This is a genomic window from Streptomyces sp. NPDC002004, from assembly GCF_053593975.1.
The window spans coordinates 1-17,539 of sequence record NZ_JBSFDP010000040.1 but is presented as its reverse complement, the minus strand read 5'-3'; the positions used below and the strand labels follow the sequence as shown (position 1 = coordinate 17,539).

Sequence of the window (17,539 nt, the reverse complement as noted above, 5' to 3'; positions counted from 1 at the left end):
TTCAGGCCGTGGGGGAGCATCGCAGGGCGGAGGGTCGCCCGCGTACTGGTCGTACGCGGGTGATCCCGACAACGCGGCTGGGGGTACCTCCCACGCCCTTCAGGCAGTGGGGGAGCCGTGCCAGGCGTCGCGAGCCAGGCGGGACTTTGCGGACACGGCCTGGGAGGTACCACACCGGGGGCGGCCGGAGCGTCTCGGGCTCCGGCCGCCCCCGGCGTGCAGATGCGCTGTCAGCGGGACTCGGCCTCGGCCGCCGCGATCAGTTCGCTCGACCGCTTCACATCGTCGGCGATGGCGTCGAGGAGCTCCTCGATCGACGCGAACCTGGCCTGGCCGCGCACGAAGGCGAGGAAGTCGACGGCGACGTGCAGCCCGTACAGGTCGAGTCCGACCCGGTCGATGGCGTACGCCTCGACGGTGCGCTCGGTGCCGTCGAACTGGGGGTTGGTGCCGACGGAGATGGCGGCGGGCATGGCCTCGTCGCCGACGTGCAGCCAGCCGGCGTAGACGCCGTCCGCGGGGATGGCGGTGTGCGGCAGGGTCTCGACGTTGGCGGTCGGGAAGCCCAGCTCGCGGCCGCGCTGGGCGCCGCGCACGACGACGCCCTCGACGCGGTGCGGGCGGCCGAGGATCTCGGCGGCGCCCGCGACCTCGCCCTCGGCGATCAGGCGCCGGGTGAGCGTCGAGGAGAACGGCTCGCCGCCGCCGGCCTCGCCCCGCATGAACAGGTCGACGACCTCGACCTCGTAGTCGTAGGTGGCGCCGAGTTCCCGCAGGAAGGCGACGTTGCCTGCGGCCCGGTGGCCGAAGCGGAAGTTGGGGCCCTCGACGACGGCCTTGGCGTGCAGCTTGTCGACGAGCACCTTGACGACGAAGTCGGCGGGCGACAGCCGCGAGAACTCCGCCGTGAACGGCAGGATCAGCAGCGCGTCGACGCCCAGCTCCCCCATCAGCTCGGCGCGCCGGTGGTGCGGGGCGAGCAGCGGCGGATGGCTGCCGGGGCGCACGACCTCGCTGGGGTGCGGGTCGAAGGTGACGACGACGGAGGGGACGCCCAGTTCACGCGCGCGGGCCACGGCACGGCCGATGATCAGCTGGTGCCCGCGGTGCACCCCGTCGTAGGAACCGATGGTGACGACGCTGCGCCCCCAGTCCTCGGGGATGTCCTCCAAGCCACGCCAGCGCTGCACTGTGACCGCTCCTCGTCGAACCTGTGCTGTTCGGTACCCCGGCCGATGCCCGGCCGGTGGTCGGCTCTGCCTGCCGTCGGATTCCGCTGATCCACGGGATCCGCAGGTCTAAGAGTGCCATGCCGGGTGGCCACGGCCCGCATCGGCGTCGGTATCCCGGTGTGATGATGGGCACGGCGTACGGCGCACGGGCTCGGGCACCCCCGGGTCAGGCGGGGACGCGGCTTCCGGCACCGCGCCGGGCGCCGGGCAGCTGCTCGATGGTGCGTCGGGCGCTCGGCCCGACGAGCGCCGCCCACTCCTCCGGCGCCTCGGCCAGCCAGTCGGCGACGAGCGCGGCGAAGCCGGGTACGGCGCGGGAGCGCTCGACCAGACGCCGGTCGAAGTGCAGGGCGCCCTCCGGGGTACGCGCGAGAAGCAGGCCGACGCGGTGCACCAGGACCCTGGTCCGTGCCTCCCCCCGGCCGGATGCGGCGTCGGCGGCGGCCGTCAGGACGGTGTCGAGCACATCGGGGTGCCGTTCCCGTTCCAGCAGCAGGTCCAGCAGTTCGTCGCGCAGTGGGCGCGACGCGGCGCTGCCGGGTGCGGTGAGGACGTGGGCGAGGGCGCACCGCACCTCCGGCGAGCCGCCGCCGAGCAGGCCATCCACGAGCGGAAGCACGTCCGCGCGGGCGCCGGCACCCGCCTCCAGCCGCAGCTCGACGTACTCCCCGGCATACGGGGCGACCTCCGGCCGGGCCACTGCGACGTCCCGGACGAGCCCCGCCACCCGACAGGCCACCGCGGCCCGCGTGGCGCCCGCCAGCGCACGCAGGACGGTGTCCACGCCACGGCACGACTCGCGCAGGAGCCGGGTGCGCAGGGCCTCGACGACCGCCTCGGGATGCGTGTCGAGCGCGACGAGCACCGCCCCTGCGGACACCCGCGGTTCGCCGCCCATGAAGCTCCGCAGCGCATCGGGCAGATGGTGGGCGCGGGTGGCGGGGTCACGGAGCAGCAGGGTGAGCGCGGCGGCACGGACGGCGGCGGCGTCGGACGGGGTGCACGCACCGACCCACGGCGGCCGTGCGTCGGCGCCGCCCGGCGGACGCCGGGTCCCGGCACCGCACGGAGCGCAGTCGCCGGGTCCGGGCCGGACTGCGGCGGACGCGGGATGCGTCCCGTCCACGGCCCTGGTGTGCCGGGTGAGCAGGGCCACCGCGGCGGCACGGAGGTGGGCGTCATCGGTGGGTGTGCCGGCGTGGTCGGACGTGTGGAGGGCGTAGGTGGCCGCGGCGAGGTGCCGGTCGGGGCGCTCGTCGTCGTGCGCCCAGCGGTCGACGGCACGGCAGAGGACGGAGGGTTCCTCCTCGGCGAGCGCGGTGAGGAGTTCGACCGCACGCGGATGAGCACAGGCGACGAGGGCCTCGGCAAGGTCGTCCGGGGCGTGGTGGCGGTGGGTGTGGAGCAGGGCCTGCGCGGCGGCGGCCACCGTGGCGTGCGGTGTCGCGGCCAGGGGCCTGTCGTCGGCGAACCAGCGGGTGAGGTGACGCTGCGTCGTCCCCGGGGCGGTCGCCAGCAGTCCGGCGACCGCGTCCAGGACCCGTTCACCGCGCCCGGGCGCCGGATCGCGTACGACGAGCCGCCGGAGCAGGTCGAACCGCTCCTCCTCCGGGAGGGGGAGCTCCAGCCAGAACCGCACACCGAGGTCCCCGGGCGCCACCCGGTCGGCGAGCCGCCGCAGCGCCTCCGGGTCGGCCGCCGGGGACGGGATGCCGGCGGGTGCGGGGCCGGGGCGTGTGTCTGCCGCGTCACCGACGGCCGGGAACCCGGGGCCGTCCGTGGGGTTCGGCGCGGTCCGGGGGCTCGGTGAAGTCCCGCGGTTCGGTGCGGTCCAGGGGCTCGGTGCGGTCCAGGGTTCCGGTGCCGTCCGGCACCCCGGCGCAGGCACCGTCGCCGCGTTGCGGTCGAGCAGGCGGGCGAGTTCGCCGCCCCGCGCGGCCGCACGGCGCAGGGGCACGGCGAAACCCGCCGCGTGGCGGCCGGCCTCCAGGGCCGTTCCGAGTACCGCGAGCACCGCGCCGGACGCGGCGTCCAGTACGGGCCCGCCCGCCGCACCACCGCCGGGTCGCAGAGCGTCGCTGCCGGCCGTGCCGACGGCCAACTCCACGGCGGAGCCGACCGGATGGCGCCGTCCGGCCGCCGTGTAGGTCACCGTGCAGGTGCCCAGCACGCGTGCCTCGCGCCAGCCGCCCGCCGGGATGCGGACGTACGTGCCGGCGGTGACGGAGTCGTGGGCCGTGACCGGGAGCGGGGCCAGGGCGAGGCCCCGGGTGCGGATCAGGGCGAGACCGGCTTCGGGCAGCGCGGTCACGGCGTCCGGGCCGACCGTGCAGACCTGTTCGGCGTCCGCCCGGAGCACCAGGCACGCCGGCCCGTCGACCACCTCGTGCCCGGTGATCACGGTGCCGTCGTGGTCGGCGGCGAAACCCAGTCCCCGGAGCCGCCCGGCGGGATCGTGGATCCGGACCAGGGAGCGGTCGGGGCCGGTGCGCGGGTGCGGGACCCCGGGCTGCCCTCCCGCGGTGGGCGGTGCTGCGGGACGCCGGTCCGGGACGCCCTGCGCGCCGGGCGCAGCGGGCGGCCCGTCCGCGGTGTCCTGCAGCCCCGTCGGGCCGGGCCGTCCGTCCGCGCGGACCACCGCGCCGCCCGGGTCCGCCACCGTGCGCCACCCGGGCCGCGCGGCCTCGCCTCCCGCCATCGTCGTACCTTCCCGCCGTCCCCGCCGCCCTGCGTCGGCCCACGCCTCACGCGCGTCGTTCGACGGTAGGTGCCGTGGTGATCGCCGGGACAGTCGGCGCGATGAACGCGCCCCCTTCCGCCCCCTCTGTTCACTCCGAGCGCCCGCCCCAACGGGTGAAGCAGGAAGGCCGGGTGGATACATGCTGGAGGAGGGGGAGGAACCGTGGAGCGGCGGACAGCCAGGCGGCCCGGCTGCCCGCCACTCCACGGCGTGGGCCGCACGGACACCCCGGCGGGAGCTACGACGATCCGGGTGACCGGACACGGGCCCGTGCGTCGGCCGCGGCGGCACCGACCTCGTGCAGGCCTGGGCGCGGACGCCCGGTCACCGGCGCCGCCCCGGCCGCACGACCGCGAGCCGCACGGCACACTGCCCGAACACGCGAACGGGCCGCACAGCACGCGTCGCACGGGCCGCCCGGCCGACTGGCAAGCGCCTCGGCCGGGCGGACGGTTCCGTGCGGGCTGCGTTCCGTGCGGCCCGTTCGGGTCAGCCGAAGACCGCCAGGCTCTTCGCCTTCCCGCGCGTCTCCTCCACGAGCGCCACGAACCGGCCCTCGGGGTCGAACACCGCGACGGGGCCGGAGCCCGCGTAGGTGTCGGGCATCTCCAGGCGTACGCCGTTGGTCAGCAGCTGGGCGCGCTTGGCGTCGATGTCCCAACGGGGGAACGCGGCCGCCGCGGCCTCGGCGATCGGCATGACGGTCAGCTCCTGCTGGAGCTGGTCGAGCGTGCGGGCCGCGTCCAGCTTGTACGGGCCGACCCGGGTGCGGCGCAGGGCCGTGAGGTGACCGCCGACGCCCAGGTCCGCGCCCAGGTCGCGGGCGAGGGCCCTGATGTACGTACCGGAGGAGCAGACGACCGAGACCACCAGGTCCAGGACCGGGGTGCCGTCGTCGGCCACCGCGTCCCGGACGTCGTACACCGCGAAGGAGGAGACCGTGACCGGGCGGGCCGGAATCTCGAAGTCCTCGCCCTCGCGGGCACGCTTGTAGGAGCGCTTGCCGTCGATCTTGATGGCGCTGACCTTGGACGGCACCTGCATGATGTGGCCGGTGAGCTTGGCGATGCCGGCGTCGATGGCCTCCCGGGTCACCTTCGAGGCGTCCGTGGCGGAGGTGATGTCACCCTCGGCGTCGTCGGTGACCGTGTCCTGGCCGAGCCGGATCGTGCCGAGGTACTCCTTCTCGGTCAGCGCGAGATGCCCGAGGAGCTTGGTGGCGCGCTCCACGCCGAGGACGAGCACGCCCGTCGCCATGGGGTCGAGCGTGCCGGCGTGGCCGACCCTGCGGGTCCTGGCGATGCCGCGCATCTTGGCGACCACGTCGTGCGAAGTGAAGCCCGACGGCTTGTCGACGACGACAAGCCCGTCGGGCGTCCGGTTCTGCTGGGTCATTCCGCGGCTTCGCCGTCCGTCTCGGTCGTGGCGTCATCGGACTCCGGCTTGCGGTACGGGTCCGCTTCACCGGCGAACGAGGCGCCCGCGGACGCGTCGCGCACCTTCTGGTCGGAGGCGCGCGCCTTGTCGAGGAGGTCCTCGATGGTGCGCGCGGTGTCCGGCAGGGCGTCCGCGACGAAGGTCAGCGTCGGCGTGAACTTCACGCCCGCCGCCGCGCCCACTGCGGAGCGGAGCACGCCCTTGGCGCTCTCCAGGCCCGCCGCAGCCGCCTGCCGCTCCTCGTCGTCCCCGTACACGGTGTAGAAGACGGTCGCCTCCCGCAGATCACCGGTGACCCGGGTGTCCGTGATGGTCACGTGCGAACCGAGCCGCGGGTCCTTGATCCCGCGCTGCAGCTTCTGGGCCACCACCTCCCGGATGAGGTCCGCCAGCCTTTTCGCCCGCGCGTTGTCGGCCACTGGTCCGTCTCCCTCTTTCTTGCTGTGCGAGGTGCACTTCCCCGCGCACCGTCAATCGTCGTCATCTCCGTGCAGCCGCCGCCGTACCGACAGCAGCTCCACTTCCGGCCGGCCCGCGACCATGCGCTCGCACCGGTCCAGTACGTCTCTCAGATGCCCCTGGTCGCCCGATACGACCGCCAGGCCGATCTCGGCCCTGCGGTACAGGTCCTGGCCGCCCACCTCCGCCGCGCTCACCGCGTACTTGCGCTGGAGCTCGGCGACGATCGGGCGGACGACGGAGCGCTTCTCCTTCAACGACCGTACGTCGCCGAGGAGCAGATCGAAGGACAGAGTCCCCACATACATATGTGATCCGGATGACCCGCCGGTACGGGTTCGAGGGCCCCGCCGTCGCTTGGCAGGGACATCAGAACCGTACAACGAACGCCCGGTCGGCTCGACGGGGTTTTCGCGCCCGCCGGCCCGCCTTTCCGTGGCGTGCCCGAGTGCGCTGTCCGCGGCCTCCCGGGGCCGGGAAGGCCTCGTCCTCGAATCCCGGAGGGGCCGGCACCGCCGGGCGGAATCAGCCCCCGCGGCATTCGAGGCGCCGGGTCCGGGGATGGCCCCGGCACGGCCAGGTGGCCGACGGGAACGATGTCCCGTCGGCCACCCTGGAACCGTTGGCTGTTACGCCCGCGGCTTCTCGCGCATCTCGTACGTCGCGATGACGTCGTCGACCTTGATGTCGTTGAAGTTTCCGAGGTTGATACCACCCTCGTAGCCTTCGCGGATCTCGGTGACGTCGTCCTTGAAGCGACGCAGACCCTCGATGTTGAGGTTCTCCGCGACCACCTTGCCGTCGCGGATGAGGCGCGCCTTGGTGTTGCGCTTGACCTCGCCGGAGCGGATGAGCACACCCGCGATGTTGCCCAGCTTGGACGAGCGGAAGACCTCGCGGATCTCCGCCGTGCCGAGCTCGACCTCTTCGTACTCCGGCTTGAGCATGCCCTTGAGGGCCGCCTCGATCTCCTCGATCGCCTGGTAGATGACCGAGTAGTAGCGGACGTCCACGCCCTCGCGCTCGGCCATCTGCGCCGCGCGGCCTGCCGCGCGGACGTTGAAGCCGATCACGATGGCGTCCGAGCCCATCGCCAGGTCGATGTCCGACTCCGTGACCGCACCGACACCACGGTGCAGGACGCGGATGTCGACCTCTTCGCCGACGTCGAGCTGGAGCAGGGAGGACTCGAGGGCCTCGACGGAACCAGAGGCGTCACCCTTGATGATCAGGTTCAGCTGCTGGACCTCGCCGGCCTTGAGCACCTTGTCCAGGTCCTCCAGCGACACCCGGCGGGTGCGCTTGGCGAACGCGGCGTTGCGCTCACGGGCGGCGCGCTTCTCGGCGATCTGGCGGGCCGTACGGTCCTCGTCGACCACGAGGAAGTTGTCGCCCGCACCCGGGACGTTGGTCAGGCCCAGGACCTGGACCGGCGTCGAGGGTCCGGCCTCGGCGACGTTGTTGCCGTTGTCGTCGAGCATGGCGCGGACTCGGCCGTAGGCGTCGCCCACGACCATCGTGTCGCCGACCCGCAGCGTGCCTCGCTGGACGAGGACCGTCGCCACGGCACCGCGGCCGCGGTCGAGACGGGACTCGATCGAGATGCCCTGCGCGTCCTGGTTCGGGTTGGCCCGCAGGTCGAGCGAGGCGTCGGCCGTGAGGACCACGGCCTCCAGCAGCGAGTCGATGTGCAGACCCTGCTTGGCGGAGATGTCGACGAACATCGTGTCGCCGCCGTACTCCTCGGCCACCAGGCCGTACTCGGTCAGCTGACCGCGCACCTTGGTCGGGTCGGCACCCTCGACGTCGATCTTGTTGACCGCGACGACGATCGGGACCTCGGCCGCCTTGGCGTGGTTGAGCGCCTCGACCGTCTGCGGCATGACGCCGTCGTTGGCCGCGACGACCAGGATGGCGATGTCGGTCGACTTCGCACCACGGGCACGCATGGCGGTGAACGCCTCGTGACCCGGGGTGTCGATGAAGGTGATCCTGCGCTCTTCGTCGTTGACCTCGGTCGAGACCTGGTAGGCACCGATGTGCTGGGTGATGCCGCCGGCCTCGCCCGCGATGACGTTCGTCTTGCGGATGGCGTCGAGCAGTCGGGTCTTTCCGTGGTCGACGTGACCCATGACGGTGACGACCGGCGGACGGACCACCAGGTCCTCCTCGTCGCCCTCGTCCTCGCCGAACTCGATGTCGAAGGACTCGAGCAGCTCGCGGTCCTCCTCCTCCGGGCTGACGATCTGAATCGTGTAGTTCATCTCGTCGGCGAGCAGCTGGAGCGTCTCGTCGGAGACGGACTGCGTGGCCGTGACCATCTCGCCGAGGTTCATCATGACCGCGACGAGCGACGCCGGATTGGCGTTGATCTTCTCCGCGAAGTCGGTGAGGGACGCACCGCGCGACATGCGAATGGTCTCGCCGTTGCCGCGAGGCAGCATCACGCCGCCGACCGACGGGGCCTGCATGGCCTCGTACTCCTGGCGCCTCTGACGCTTCGACTTGCGGCCACGACGCGCCGGACCGCCGGGACGGCCGAACGCACCCTGCGTGCCACCACGGCCGCCGGGACCACCCGGACGTCCGCCGAAGCCGGGACGGCCACCGCCGCCACCGCCGGGACCACCGGGACGACCGGCGAAGCCACCGCCGCCGCCACCGGGACCACCGGGACGACCGGCGAAGCCACCGCCGCCACCGCCGCCACCGGGGCGACCGGCGAAGCCGGGACGACCGCCGCCGCCACCGCCACCGGGACGACCGCCGCCGCCACCCGGACCGCGGCCACCGGGGCCGGGACGCGGGCCGGCAGCCGGACGCTGCGGCATCATGCCGGGGTTCGGACGGTTGCCCGCCGGGCCGCCGCCGGGACGGGGCGCCTGCGGACGGGGCATGCCGCCCGGGGTCGGACGCGGCGCGCCGCCGGGACCGGCCTGCGGACGGGGACCGCCCTGACCGCCGCCCTGCGGACGCGGACCGCCGGGGGCACCGGCGCCACCCGGACGCGGGGCACCACCCGGACGGGGCGCCTGCGGGCGCGCCATGCCGGTGGAGCCACCGGAGGTGAAGGGGTTGTTGCCCGGACGCGGGCCCGCGGGACGGGCACCGGGACGCGGGGCCTGACCACCGGCGCGCGGCGCACCGGGACGGTCACCGCCACGGGGCTGGCCCTGACCCGGACCGGCCGGACGGCCACCGGGCTTGGGCGCACCGGGACGTGCACCGGGCTTGGGGCCCGCCGGAGCGGCCGCCGCGGGGGCGGTGAACTCCGGCTGACCCGCCGGGGCCGCGGGGGCGGGCTTGGGGGCCGCCGGCGGCTTGGGACCCGGCAACGGGCGCGGGCCCGGGGCCGGTGCGGCGGGTGCCGCGGGCTTCTCCGCCGCGGGCGCGGCGGCGGGACGCGGCGCCGGCTTCGGGGCGGCCGGACGTGCCGCCTGCGCCGGGGCCGGCGCGGCGGGCTTGGGGGCGGCCTTGCGGGGGGCCGCGGGCCTGGCACCGGACTTGCCGGAGCCGCCCTGCTGGAATGCGTCGGTCAGTTTGCGTACAACGGGCGCCTCGATCGTCGACGACGCCGAACGGACGAATTCACCGAGTTCTTGGAGCTTGGCCATGACGACCTTGCTCTCCACGCCGAACTCCTTGGCGAGTTCGTATACCCGGACCTTAGCCACTTCGCTCCTTTTAGGTCCGGGTTGCGCCGGACCGTTGCTACTTCATGGGCGTACTCATCGCGTACTCATCGAGTGCTCATCGCAATCTCGACCTACTTCCGACTCGCGAGGTACCAGGGCCGCACGGGATCCCGCGCGACGCTTCTTACGGTGTTGCCTGCTCAGGTGCTGTTCCGACGGCCTGACGCACCGCCTGGGTGTCGGGCGCCGTACGGGCACGAAATGCCCGTGCGAACGCCCGGCGGCGGACTGCCAGGTCGAGACAGACCAGGGCGGGGTGCACATATGCACCCCGGCCGGGCAGCGTACCGCGAGGATCGGGGACACAGGCGTCCTCGATCTTCACGATCCGCAGCAGATCGCTCTTGGCCGCCCGCTCCCGGCAACCCACACAGGTTCGCTCAGGGCATGCGCGGGCATGCGTCCGGCCAGACACCCTTAAGTCTACCTCCCCGTAGCGACCTCACCCCTTTGGGGCAAAAATCGAACGCATGTAGTCGGCAACTCTCCGTAGCAACCAATCGGCTGTACGGATATATTCCACGCCCCGCCGCTACTCGGCCGTCTGCTGCTCGGTGTCGGGGCGGATGTCGATGCGCCAGCCGGTGAGGCGGGCCGCCAGGCGGGCGTTCTGGCCCTCCTTGCCGATGGCGAGCGACAGCTGGTAGTCGGGCACGGTGACCCGGGCGGAGCGGGCCGCCAGGTCGACGACCTCGACCTTGGACACCCGGGCCGGGGACAGGGCGTTCGCCACCATCTCGGCGGGGTCGTCCGACCAGTCGACGATGTCGATCTTCTCGCCGTTGAGCTCGCCCATCACATTGCGGACCCGGCCGCCCATCGGGCCGATGCAGGCGCCCTTGGCGTTCAGGCCGGAGCGCGTCGAGCGCACGGCGATCTTCGTCCGGTGGCCGGCCTCGCGGGCGATCGCGGCGATCTCGACGGATCCGTCGGCGATCTCCGGGACCTCGAGGGCGAAGAGCTTCTTCACCAGATTGGGGTGCGTACGGGAGAGGGTCACGGACGGACCGCGGACGCCCTTGGCCACCCGGACGACGTACGACCGCAGACGCATGCCGTGCGGGTACTCCTCGCCCGGGACCTGCTCCTGCACGGGCAGGATGGCCTCGAGCTTGCCGATGTCGACCAGCACGTTCTTCGGGTCGCGGCCCTGCTGGACGACACCGGTGACGATGTCACCCTCACGGCCGGCGTACTCGCCGAGCGTGGCGTCGTCCTCGGCGTCCCGCAGCCGCTGCAGGATCACCTGCTTGGCGGTGCTCGCCGCGATCCGGCCGAACCCTGACGGGGTGTCGTCGAACTCGCGCGGCTCCTGCCCCTCCTCCAGCTCCTCGGGGTCCTCCTTCGCCCAGACCGTCACATGACCGGTCTCGCGGTTGAGTTCCACGCGCGCGTGGCGGCGGCTTCCCTCGGTGCGGTGGTAGGCGATGAGGAGGGCCGACTCGATCGCCTCGACCAGCAGGTCGAAGGAGATCTCCTTCTCCCGTACCAAGCCCCGCAGGGCACTCATGTCGATGTCCACGGCTACGCCTCCTCTGCGTCTTCGATGTCTGCGGCGCCCTGGGCGCCCTGCGTCGTCTTCCGGTTGAACTCGATCTCGACGCGCGCCTTGGCGATCTCGTCGAAGGCGAGCCTGCGGGAGGTGGCCTTGCGCCCCTTGACCCCGGGCACCTCGAGGTCGAGACCCTCGTCGTCGGCCTTCAGGATGCGCGCGACCAGTTCGTCGCCCCCCGCCTCGGGCGTCAGCTGGAACTTCACCAGGCGGCCGGTGGCGCGCACGTAGTGGCGTCGCTGGGTGAGGGGACGGTCGGCGCCGGGGGACGTCACTTCGAGGACGTACTCGCCGGAGCCCATGGCATCCGTGGCGTCCAGCTTGTCGGAGATCTCACGGCTCAGATCGGCGCAGGTGTCCAGCAGGACACCTGCGTCGGAGTCCACCACGATGCGCAGCACGCGACGCTTGCCGGCCGGGGTCACGGAGATCTCTTCGAGATCGAGGTCCTTGGAGCCCACGAGCGGCTCCAGAAGTTCTCGCAGCCTCTCGCTCTGGGTGGTGCTCATCCGGGTGACTCCTCGGCCGCGTGTGCTGTTGTGGGAAGGTCGCGTGTCAGGTCAAAGGGTATCCGGTCCCCAGGGGTGTTGCCGTCCACCTCGGGCCCGGCCGGGCCGTCCGTGTGGGCCTGCCGAGCCGCTGGTGAGCACGGAGGGGGCGCACGGGTACCGTGATCACGGGCGGTTGCGCCCCTTCACCTCCCCTTCAGCCGTACGAGCCACCGAGGACGTCTGCCGTGTCGTTCACCATGCCGTCGCGCCCCCGCTCGGGGCCGCGCAGAAGGAGTCTGCTCGCGGGTGCCGCCGCGGGTGCCGGTGCCGTGCTGCTCGCGGGCTGCTCGGAGGACGACCCCTCGTCGGACACCTCGCCCCAACGCCGCTCCGCCGGGGAGCGGGTCCGCTCGCGAGCGGCGCGCGACAGCGAGGAGCTGGCCGCCCGCTACGACGCGGTGATCGCGGCCCATGCCCCGCTGGCCGCGCGGCTGCGTCCGCTGCGCGCGGAGGTCGCCCGGCACGCGGAGGCGTTCGGTGCGAAGCCGTCCCCGTCGCCGTCCCCTTCTCCGTCCGGTACCGCGGCCACGGCCGTCCCCGCGGGCAGCAAGGACGCCCTGTCCTCCCTCGCCGAGGCCGAACGCGCCCTCGCCGACCGGCGCACGAAGGACCTGCTGGACGTGCCGGGCGATCTGGCCCGGCTGCTGGCGTCGGTGGCCGCGGCGGGCGCCGCGCACGCGTTCCTGCTGACGGACGGAGGCGCCCGGTGAGCACGGTGTCGGAGTCGAAGGCCCGCAAGAAGGCCGAACTGGCGGCGCTGCAGGCCGCGCTGGGGGCGGAGCACGCCGCCGTGTACGGATACGGGGTCGTCGGGGGGCGGGTCGCGCAGGGGCGCCGCGACGAGGCGCGTGCCGCGTACGACGCGCACCGTGCCCGGCGGGACGAACTGGCCCGTGCCGTACGGGACCTGGGCGGCGAGCCGGATGCCGCGGCGGCCGCGTACGCGCTGCCGTTCCCGGTGGCGGACTCGGCGGCCGCGGCGCGGCTCGCTGCCGAACTGGAGGACCGGGTCGCCGGGGTGTACGCCGATCTGGTGCGGGCCGGCGAGGGCGACCGGCGGCGCGACGCGGCTGCCGCGCTCCGGGATGCGGCGGTGCGGGCGGTGCGGTGGCGCGGCGGCAGCGTAGCCTTCCCTGGGCTCGCCGAGCGGTCCACGACGGGCGGCGCCCCCGCGGCGAGCACCAGAACCTAGTCGGACAACCGGGAAGGAAACCGCTCACGCATGGCTTTCGAACCGCCGCGGCGCCTCGTCAGGGCACTCGACGAGGCGCGGAACAACGGAGACGACGGCGGGGTCGAAGGGGTCGGCACCTGGCTGGACGGCCTCCAGGAGCGCGCCCGGGAGGCGGTGGACCGGCGCGGGCTGACCGTGGAGCGTGTGGTGGTGCCCGGGGGCCGCAGCAGCCTCGTGGTGCTGGCGCGGCGGTCCGACGGGGGCCCGGTGGTGCTCAAGCTGGCTCCGGCGAAGGCGCGTCCGGAGGCGGAGCGGGCCGCGCTGGCGCACTGGGGCGGCTCGGGGGCGGTGTCCGTGCTCGATCCCGAGGCGCACGACGGTGCGTTGCTGCTGGAGCGGTTGCAACCCGATGTCTCGGTGCGGTCGTTGCCCGAGGCGAAGTCGATGCTGGAGGCCGCGGGGACGTTGCGGCGGCTGTGGGTGGACCCGCCGTCCGGGCCCGGGGCCTTCGCGTTCGAGACGGTCACGGAGCGGACGGGGCGGCAGGCCGCGGCGATGCGGGCGAGCAGCGACGACGAGGTGGCGCCGTTGGTCGACGCCGCGGTGGCCGCGCGGGACGCGTTGGTCGCCGATGCGGTGGAGCCGCGGTTGCTGCACGGGACGTTCCGGCAGAGCAAGGTGCTCGCGGGTGAGCGGATGCCGTGGCTGGCCGTGGGACCCGATCCCGTGGTCGGTGAGGTCGCGTTCGACCTGGCGCGGCTCGTCCGGGACCGGGTCGAGGACCTGATCGCGTCGCCCTCCGGGGCGGCGACCACGCGTCGGCGGATCAAGCGGCTCGCCGAGTCGTTGGAGGTCGATCCGGAGCGGCTCAGGGGCTGGACCCTTTTCCGTGCGGTCGAATCGGGCGTGCGCGCACGGCGCGTGGACCGGCTCCAGGACGCGGAGCTCCTCCTGGAGTTCGCCGGCTGGCTCTGACCTGCCCGTACGGAGCCCGGCCCCGACGAACCCCGTCGTCCTCCCGGCACCGCCCCGGACCTCGCGCACGACGAAGGCGCCCCCGGCCGAACCGGCCGGGGGCGCCTTCGTCGTGGATCAGGCCGTCCGGCCGGTGATGCGGGCGATCGCCTCGGCCACGGGGAGCTCCTCGCGCTCACCGGTGCGGCGGTCCTTGAGCTCCACGACACCCTCGCCGGACCGGCGGCCGGCGACGAGGATCGTCGGGACGCCGATCAGCTCCGCGTCGGTGAACTTGACGCCCGGGGACACCCCGGCGCGGTCGTCCACGAGCACCCGGACGCCCGCGTCGCCGAGCTTCCCTGCGACCTCGAGGGCCAGCTCGGTCTGCAGCGCCTTGCCCGCGGCGACGACGTGGACGTCGGCGGGCGCGACCTCGCGCGGCCAGCACAGACCCTGGTCGTCGGCGGACTGCTCGGCGAGCGCGGCGACGGCGCGCGAGACACCGATGCCGTAGGAGCCCATGGTCACGCGCACGGGCTTGCCGTGCTGGCCGAGCACGTCGAGCTGGAAGGTGTCCGCGTACTTGCGGCCCAGCTGGAAGATGTGGCCGATCTCGATCGCGCGGTCCAGCTTCAGGCCGGTGCCGCAGCTGGGGCAGGGGTCGCCCTCCTCGACGACCACGACGTCGAGGTAGTCGTCGACCTCGAAGTCCCGGCCGCAGACGACGTTCTTCGCGTGCGTGTCGGGCTTGTTGGCCCCGGTGACCCAGGAGGTGCCGGGCGCGACGCGCGGATCGGCGATGTAGCGGACCTTCGCCAGGCCCTGCGGACCCACGTAGCCGCGGACCAGGTCCTCGCGGCCCTCGAAGTCCTCGGCCGTCACCAGCTCGACGACGGCCGGGGCGAGGTGCTCGCCCAGCTTGCCGAGGTCGACCTCGCGGTCGCCCGGGACGCCCACGGCGACGATCTCGCCGTCGACCTTGACCAGGAGGTTCTTCAGCGTGGCCGAGGCGGGGACGCCCAGGTGCGCGGCCAGCGTCTCGATGGTCGGCGTGTCGGGGGTGTCCAGCTCCTCGACGGCCGGGAACCCGGCGGCGATCTCGACCGGCTTCAGCGCGAAGGTGACCGCCTCGGTGTTCGCCGCGTAGTCGCAGTTCGGGCAGTCCACGAACGTGTCCTCGCCGGCGGCCGCCGGGGCGAGGAACTCCTCGGAGGCCGAGCCGCCCATGGCACCGGAGACGGCGGACACGATGCGGTAGTCCAGGCCGAGGCGCCGGAAGATCTTCTGGTAGGCCTCGCGGTGCAGCCGGTAGGACTCGGCGAGGCCCTCGTCGGTGGTGTCGAAGGAGTACGAGTCCTTCATCTGGAACTCGCGGCCGCGGAGCACGCCCGACCGCGGACGGGCCTCGTCGCGGTACTTCGTCTGGATCTGGTAGAGCATGACCGGCAGGTCCTTGTAGGACGCGACCTGGTCCTTCACCACGAGGGTGAAGATCTCCTCGTGGGTCGGGCCGAGCAGGTACTCGCCGCCCTTGCGGTCCTTCAGACGGAAGAGGAGGTCGCCGTACTCCTCCCAGCGTGCCGACGCCTCGTAGGGCTCCTTGGGCAGGAGGGCGGGCAGCAGGACTTCCTGGGCACCGATGGCGTCCATCTCCTCGCGCACGATGCGCGAGATGTTGTCCAGGACCTTCTTGCCGAGCGGCAGCCAGGTCCAGATGCCGGCCGAGTTGCGGCGTACGTAACCCGCGCGGACCAGCAGCTTGTGGCTGAGCGTCTCGGCGTCCGCCGGGTCGTCGCGCAGTGTCTTGATCATCAACCGGGACATGCGCTGGACCTGGGCCATGGTGAACTCCTGCTACGAAAGGGTGATGGGCAGGAGGTTAGCCGGGCGGCGGGCGCCACCGGAAATCGGTTATGCCCCTGATGGCCCGGGTGCGGGCGATTCCCGGGGCGCCCGGGGGCGGAGCAGCGGGAGGGCCGCACCCATGACCGCGTAGAGCTTGGGCGCGCTGGGGAAGACGACCCGTCGCGCGAGGTCCCGGTAGCCGAGGGAGCGGTAGAGGGCACGGGCCGGGCTCTCGGTGTCGATCGCCGAGAGGATGGAGCGGGGCTCGTCGGCGGAGTCGGTGATCGTGGTGATCAGTGCACGTCCGATGCCGTGTCCCTGGTGGCGGGGGTGGACGTGCAGCTCCGTGATGACGAAGGAGCCGTCGAGCCAGTCGTCGTTGCCCTGGCCGCGCAGGTACGGCTCGACGACCGTGGACCACCAGTGGGAGCGGTCGTTGGGCATGCCGTAGACGAAGCCGACGAGCCGGCCGTCGTCCAGGGTCGCGCCGAGCGCACGCGCGCCCGGGCAGGTCATGTGCCGCAGGACGATCTGCCGCCGCACGTGGATCTCGTCGTCGGTGAGTCCGAACGCCAGCGCCTGCACGGCGAGTGCCTCGTCCACCCGCGCCGAGAGGTCCAGGGGGCCGATGAAGACCTCGTCGTGGATGCGGTGGCCCGTGCCGGGAATGCGCAGCATGCCGGGGAGACTACCGGGCGTACGCCCCGACCGGGACGGCCCGCGGGATCACGGCCGGAACCGGCGCACCGGAGGGCCGCAGCGGAAGGTCAGAACAGTACGCTCATGAACGCCCCGACCTCCTGGAACCCCACCCGGCGGTAGGTCGCCCGGGCGGCGGTGTTGAAGTCGTTGACGTAGAGGCTGACGACCGGGGCGACGTCGGCGAGGGCGTAGCGCATCACGGCGGCCATGCCCGGCGCGGCGAGCCCGCTGCCCCGGTACTCGGGCGCGACCCAGACGCCCTGGATCTGGCAGGCCTGTGCCGTGGCGGCGCCGATCTCCGCCTTGAAGACGACCTTGCCGTCGGAGTCGAGGCGGGCGAACGAGCGTCCGGCTCCGACGAGTTCGGCGACGCGCGCCTGGTAGAGCAGGCCGCCGTCACCGGCCATCGGCGAGACACCGACCTCCTCGGTGAACATGGCCACGCACGCCGGCATGATCGTCTCCATCTCGTCCTTGCGGATGCGGCGGACGTACGGATCCGGTGCGACGTGGTCGGGGAGCCGGTCGGCGACCATCAGGGGCTGTTGGGCGCGGATCTCGCGGGCCGGGCCCCAGTCGGGTTCGAGCAGCCGCCACAGCAGGGCGGTGGACTCGGCCGGGCCGACGATGGAGGAGCAGCGGCGGCCGGTCCTGCGCGCACGGTCCGCGAAGGCGCGCACGGCACGGGGCGTGGCGCAGATCGGGACCAGGTTGGCTCCCGCGTAGCAGAGCGAGGTCAGCATGCCGTCCTCGTACCAGCCCCACATCTCGCCGCCGAGCCGCCATGGGTCGAGCCCCGCGACCTGCACGCGGGAGGCGACGAAGGCATTGGCCACCGGCTCGCGGTTCAGTACGGCGAGCGCGGCGTCGAGGTCGCTCGGCTCGAGGACCCGGGTGGTGGTCTGAGTCAACACGTTCGCGGGGGCCTGCCTCACCGTGGCGGTCTGCTGGTCTCCGCACTGTACCTGGCGCGATCGGGGGACGCCGCCCGGTCGCCGGACAGCACCGTGCCCCGCCGGTTCGGTCCGGCGGGGCACGAGTGGCACGGGTGCGGGGTCCGGGTCAGCCGGCGACGGAGACCTCGGGCTCGCCGCTCATGACGCCGTCCTTCTCCATCTGCTCGGCGAGCTTCATCGCCTCTTCGATGAGGGTCTCGACGATCTTCGACTCGGGCACGGTCTTGATGACCTCGCCC

15 protein-coding genes and 1 pseudogene are annotated in these 17,539 nt (G+C 73.2%); 3 read left to right on the top strand and 13 right to left on the bottom strand.

Translation table 11 applies throughout. From position 1 onward, the window contains the following. Positions 1 to 230: 230 nt before the first annotated feature. From ACWCP6_RS32935 to rimP, 9 genes are all read right to left on the bottom strand, one after another. Positions 231 to 1,190 (bottom strand): bifunctional riboflavin kinase/FAD synthetase, encoded by a 960-nt coding sequence (locus ACWCP6_RS32935; protein WP_450936280.1) that lies wholly within the window; start codon positions 1,188 to 1,190, stop codon positions 231 to 233. A gap of 208 nt (positions 1,191 to 1,398) precedes the next feature. Beyond that, positions 1,399 to 3,930, bottom strand: a complete 2,532-nt coding sequence (locus ACWCP6_RS32930; RefSeq protein WP_450936279.1) for a hypothetical protein — start codon at positions 3,928 to 3,930, stop codon at positions 1,399 to 1,401. Between the two features lie 531 nt (positions 3,931 to 4,461). Further along, positions 4,462 to 5,367 (bottom strand): tRNA pseudouridine(55) synthase TruB, encoded by a 906-nt coding sequence (gene truB, locus ACWCP6_RS32925; protein ID WP_450936278.1) that lies wholly within the window; start codon positions 5,365 to 5,367, stop codon positions 4,462 to 4,464. Continuing rightward, on the bottom strand, positions 5,364 to 5,828 hold the full coding sequence (rbfA, locus tag ACWCP6_RS32920) for a 30S ribosome-binding factor RbfA (RefSeq protein ID WP_450936277.1): 465 nt from the start codon (positions 5,826 to 5,828) through the stop codon (positions 5,364 to 5,366). Before rbfA ends, truB begins: the two co-directional genes overlap by 4 nt. A gap of 51 nt (positions 5,829 to 5,879) precedes the next feature. Then, entirely contained in the window at positions 5,880 to 6,176 is a 297-nt protein-coding gene (locus ACWCP6_RS32915; RefSeq protein ID WP_450936276.1) for a DUF503 domain-containing protein, read from the bottom strand. A 321-nt stretch (positions 6,177 to 6,497) separates the two neighbouring features. Next, entirely contained in the window at positions 6,498 to 9,542 is a 3,045-nt protein-coding gene (gene infB, locus ACWCP6_RS32910; RefSeq protein ID WP_450936275.1) for a translation initiation factor IF-2, read from the bottom strand. A 145-nt stretch (positions 9,543 to 9,687) separates the two neighbouring features. After that, on the bottom strand, positions 9,688 to 9,978 hold the full coding sequence (locus tag ACWCP6_RS32905; RefSeq protein ID WP_450936274.1) for a YlxR family protein: 291 nt from the start codon (positions 9,976 to 9,978) through the stop codon (positions 9,688 to 9,690). A gap of 117 nt (positions 9,979 to 10,095) precedes the next feature. Continuing rightward, positions 10,096 to 11,085, bottom strand: coding sequence for a transcription termination factor NusA (gene nusA, locus ACWCP6_RS32900; protein ID WP_450936273.1), 990 nt, complete (start codon positions 11,083 to 11,085; stop codon positions 10,096 to 10,098). Positions 11,086 to 11,087: 2 nt separating this feature from the next. Next, positions 11,088 to 11,624, bottom strand: a complete 537-nt coding sequence (gene rimP, locus ACWCP6_RS32895; protein ID WP_450936272.1) for a ribosome maturation factor RimP — start codon at positions 11,622 to 11,624, stop codon at positions 11,088 to 11,090. A gap of 227 nt (positions 11,625 to 11,851) precedes the next feature. Here rimP and ACWCP6_RS32890 point away from each other — a divergent pair, with 227 nt between their 5' ends. The 3 genes from ACWCP6_RS32890 to ACWCP6_RS32880 are packed head-to-tail and all read left to right on the top strand — an operon-like array spanning position 11,852 to position 13,815. Next, complete coding sequence (locus ACWCP6_RS32890; RefSeq protein ID WP_450936271.1) at positions 11,852 to 12,376, top strand: hypothetical protein; 525 nt, start codon at positions 11,852 to 11,854, stop codon at positions 12,374 to 12,376. A gap of 5 nt (positions 12,377 to 12,381) precedes the next feature. Further along, positions 12,382 to 12,858 carry a ferritin-like domain-containing protein gene (locus tag ACWCP6_RS32885; protein WP_450936305.1) on the top strand — a complete coding sequence of 159 codons (477 nt, stop codon included), beginning with the start codon at positions 12,382 to 12,384 and terminating at the stop codon, positions 12,856 to 12,858. 30 nt (positions 12,859 to 12,888) lie between these two features. Then, a complete protein-coding gene (locus ACWCP6_RS32880) occupies positions 12,889 to 13,815 on the top strand; it encodes an aminoglycoside phosphotransferase family protein (protein ID WP_450936270.1) in 927 nt (308 codons plus the stop codon). Between the two features lie 117 nt (positions 13,816 to 13,932). Here ACWCP6_RS32880 and ACWCP6_RS32875 read toward each other — a convergent pair whose 3' ends face one another. The 4 genes and pseudogenes from ACWCP6_RS32875 to ACWCP6_RS32860 form a co-directional block, all read right to left on the bottom strand. Next, positions 13,933 to 15,639, bottom strand: coding sequence for a proline--tRNA ligase (locus tag ACWCP6_RS32875; protein ID WP_450936269.1), 1,707 nt, complete (start codon positions 15,637 to 15,639; stop codon positions 13,933 to 13,935). A 69-nt stretch (positions 15,640 to 15,708) separates the two neighbouring features. After that, the gene (locus tag ACWCP6_RS32870) at positions 15,709 to 16,320 is read right to left on the bottom strand and encodes a GNAT family N-acetyltransferase (protein WP_450936268.1); all 612 of its coding nucleotides are present in this window, start codon (positions 16,318 to 16,320) and stop codon (positions 15,709 to 15,711) included. Between the two features lie 89 nt (positions 16,321 to 16,409). Then, a complete protein-coding gene (locus tag ACWCP6_RS32865; RefSeq protein WP_450936267.1) occupies positions 16,410 to 17,258 on the bottom strand; it encodes a GNAT family N-acetyltransferase in 849 nt (282 codons plus the stop codon). A 148-nt stretch (positions 17,259 to 17,406) separates the two neighbouring features. After that, positions 17,407 to 17,539, bottom strand: a pseudogene (locus tag ACWCP6_RS32860) (flavodoxin-dependent (E)-4-hydroxy-3-methylbut-2-enyl-diphosphate synthase); the annotation flags it as partial.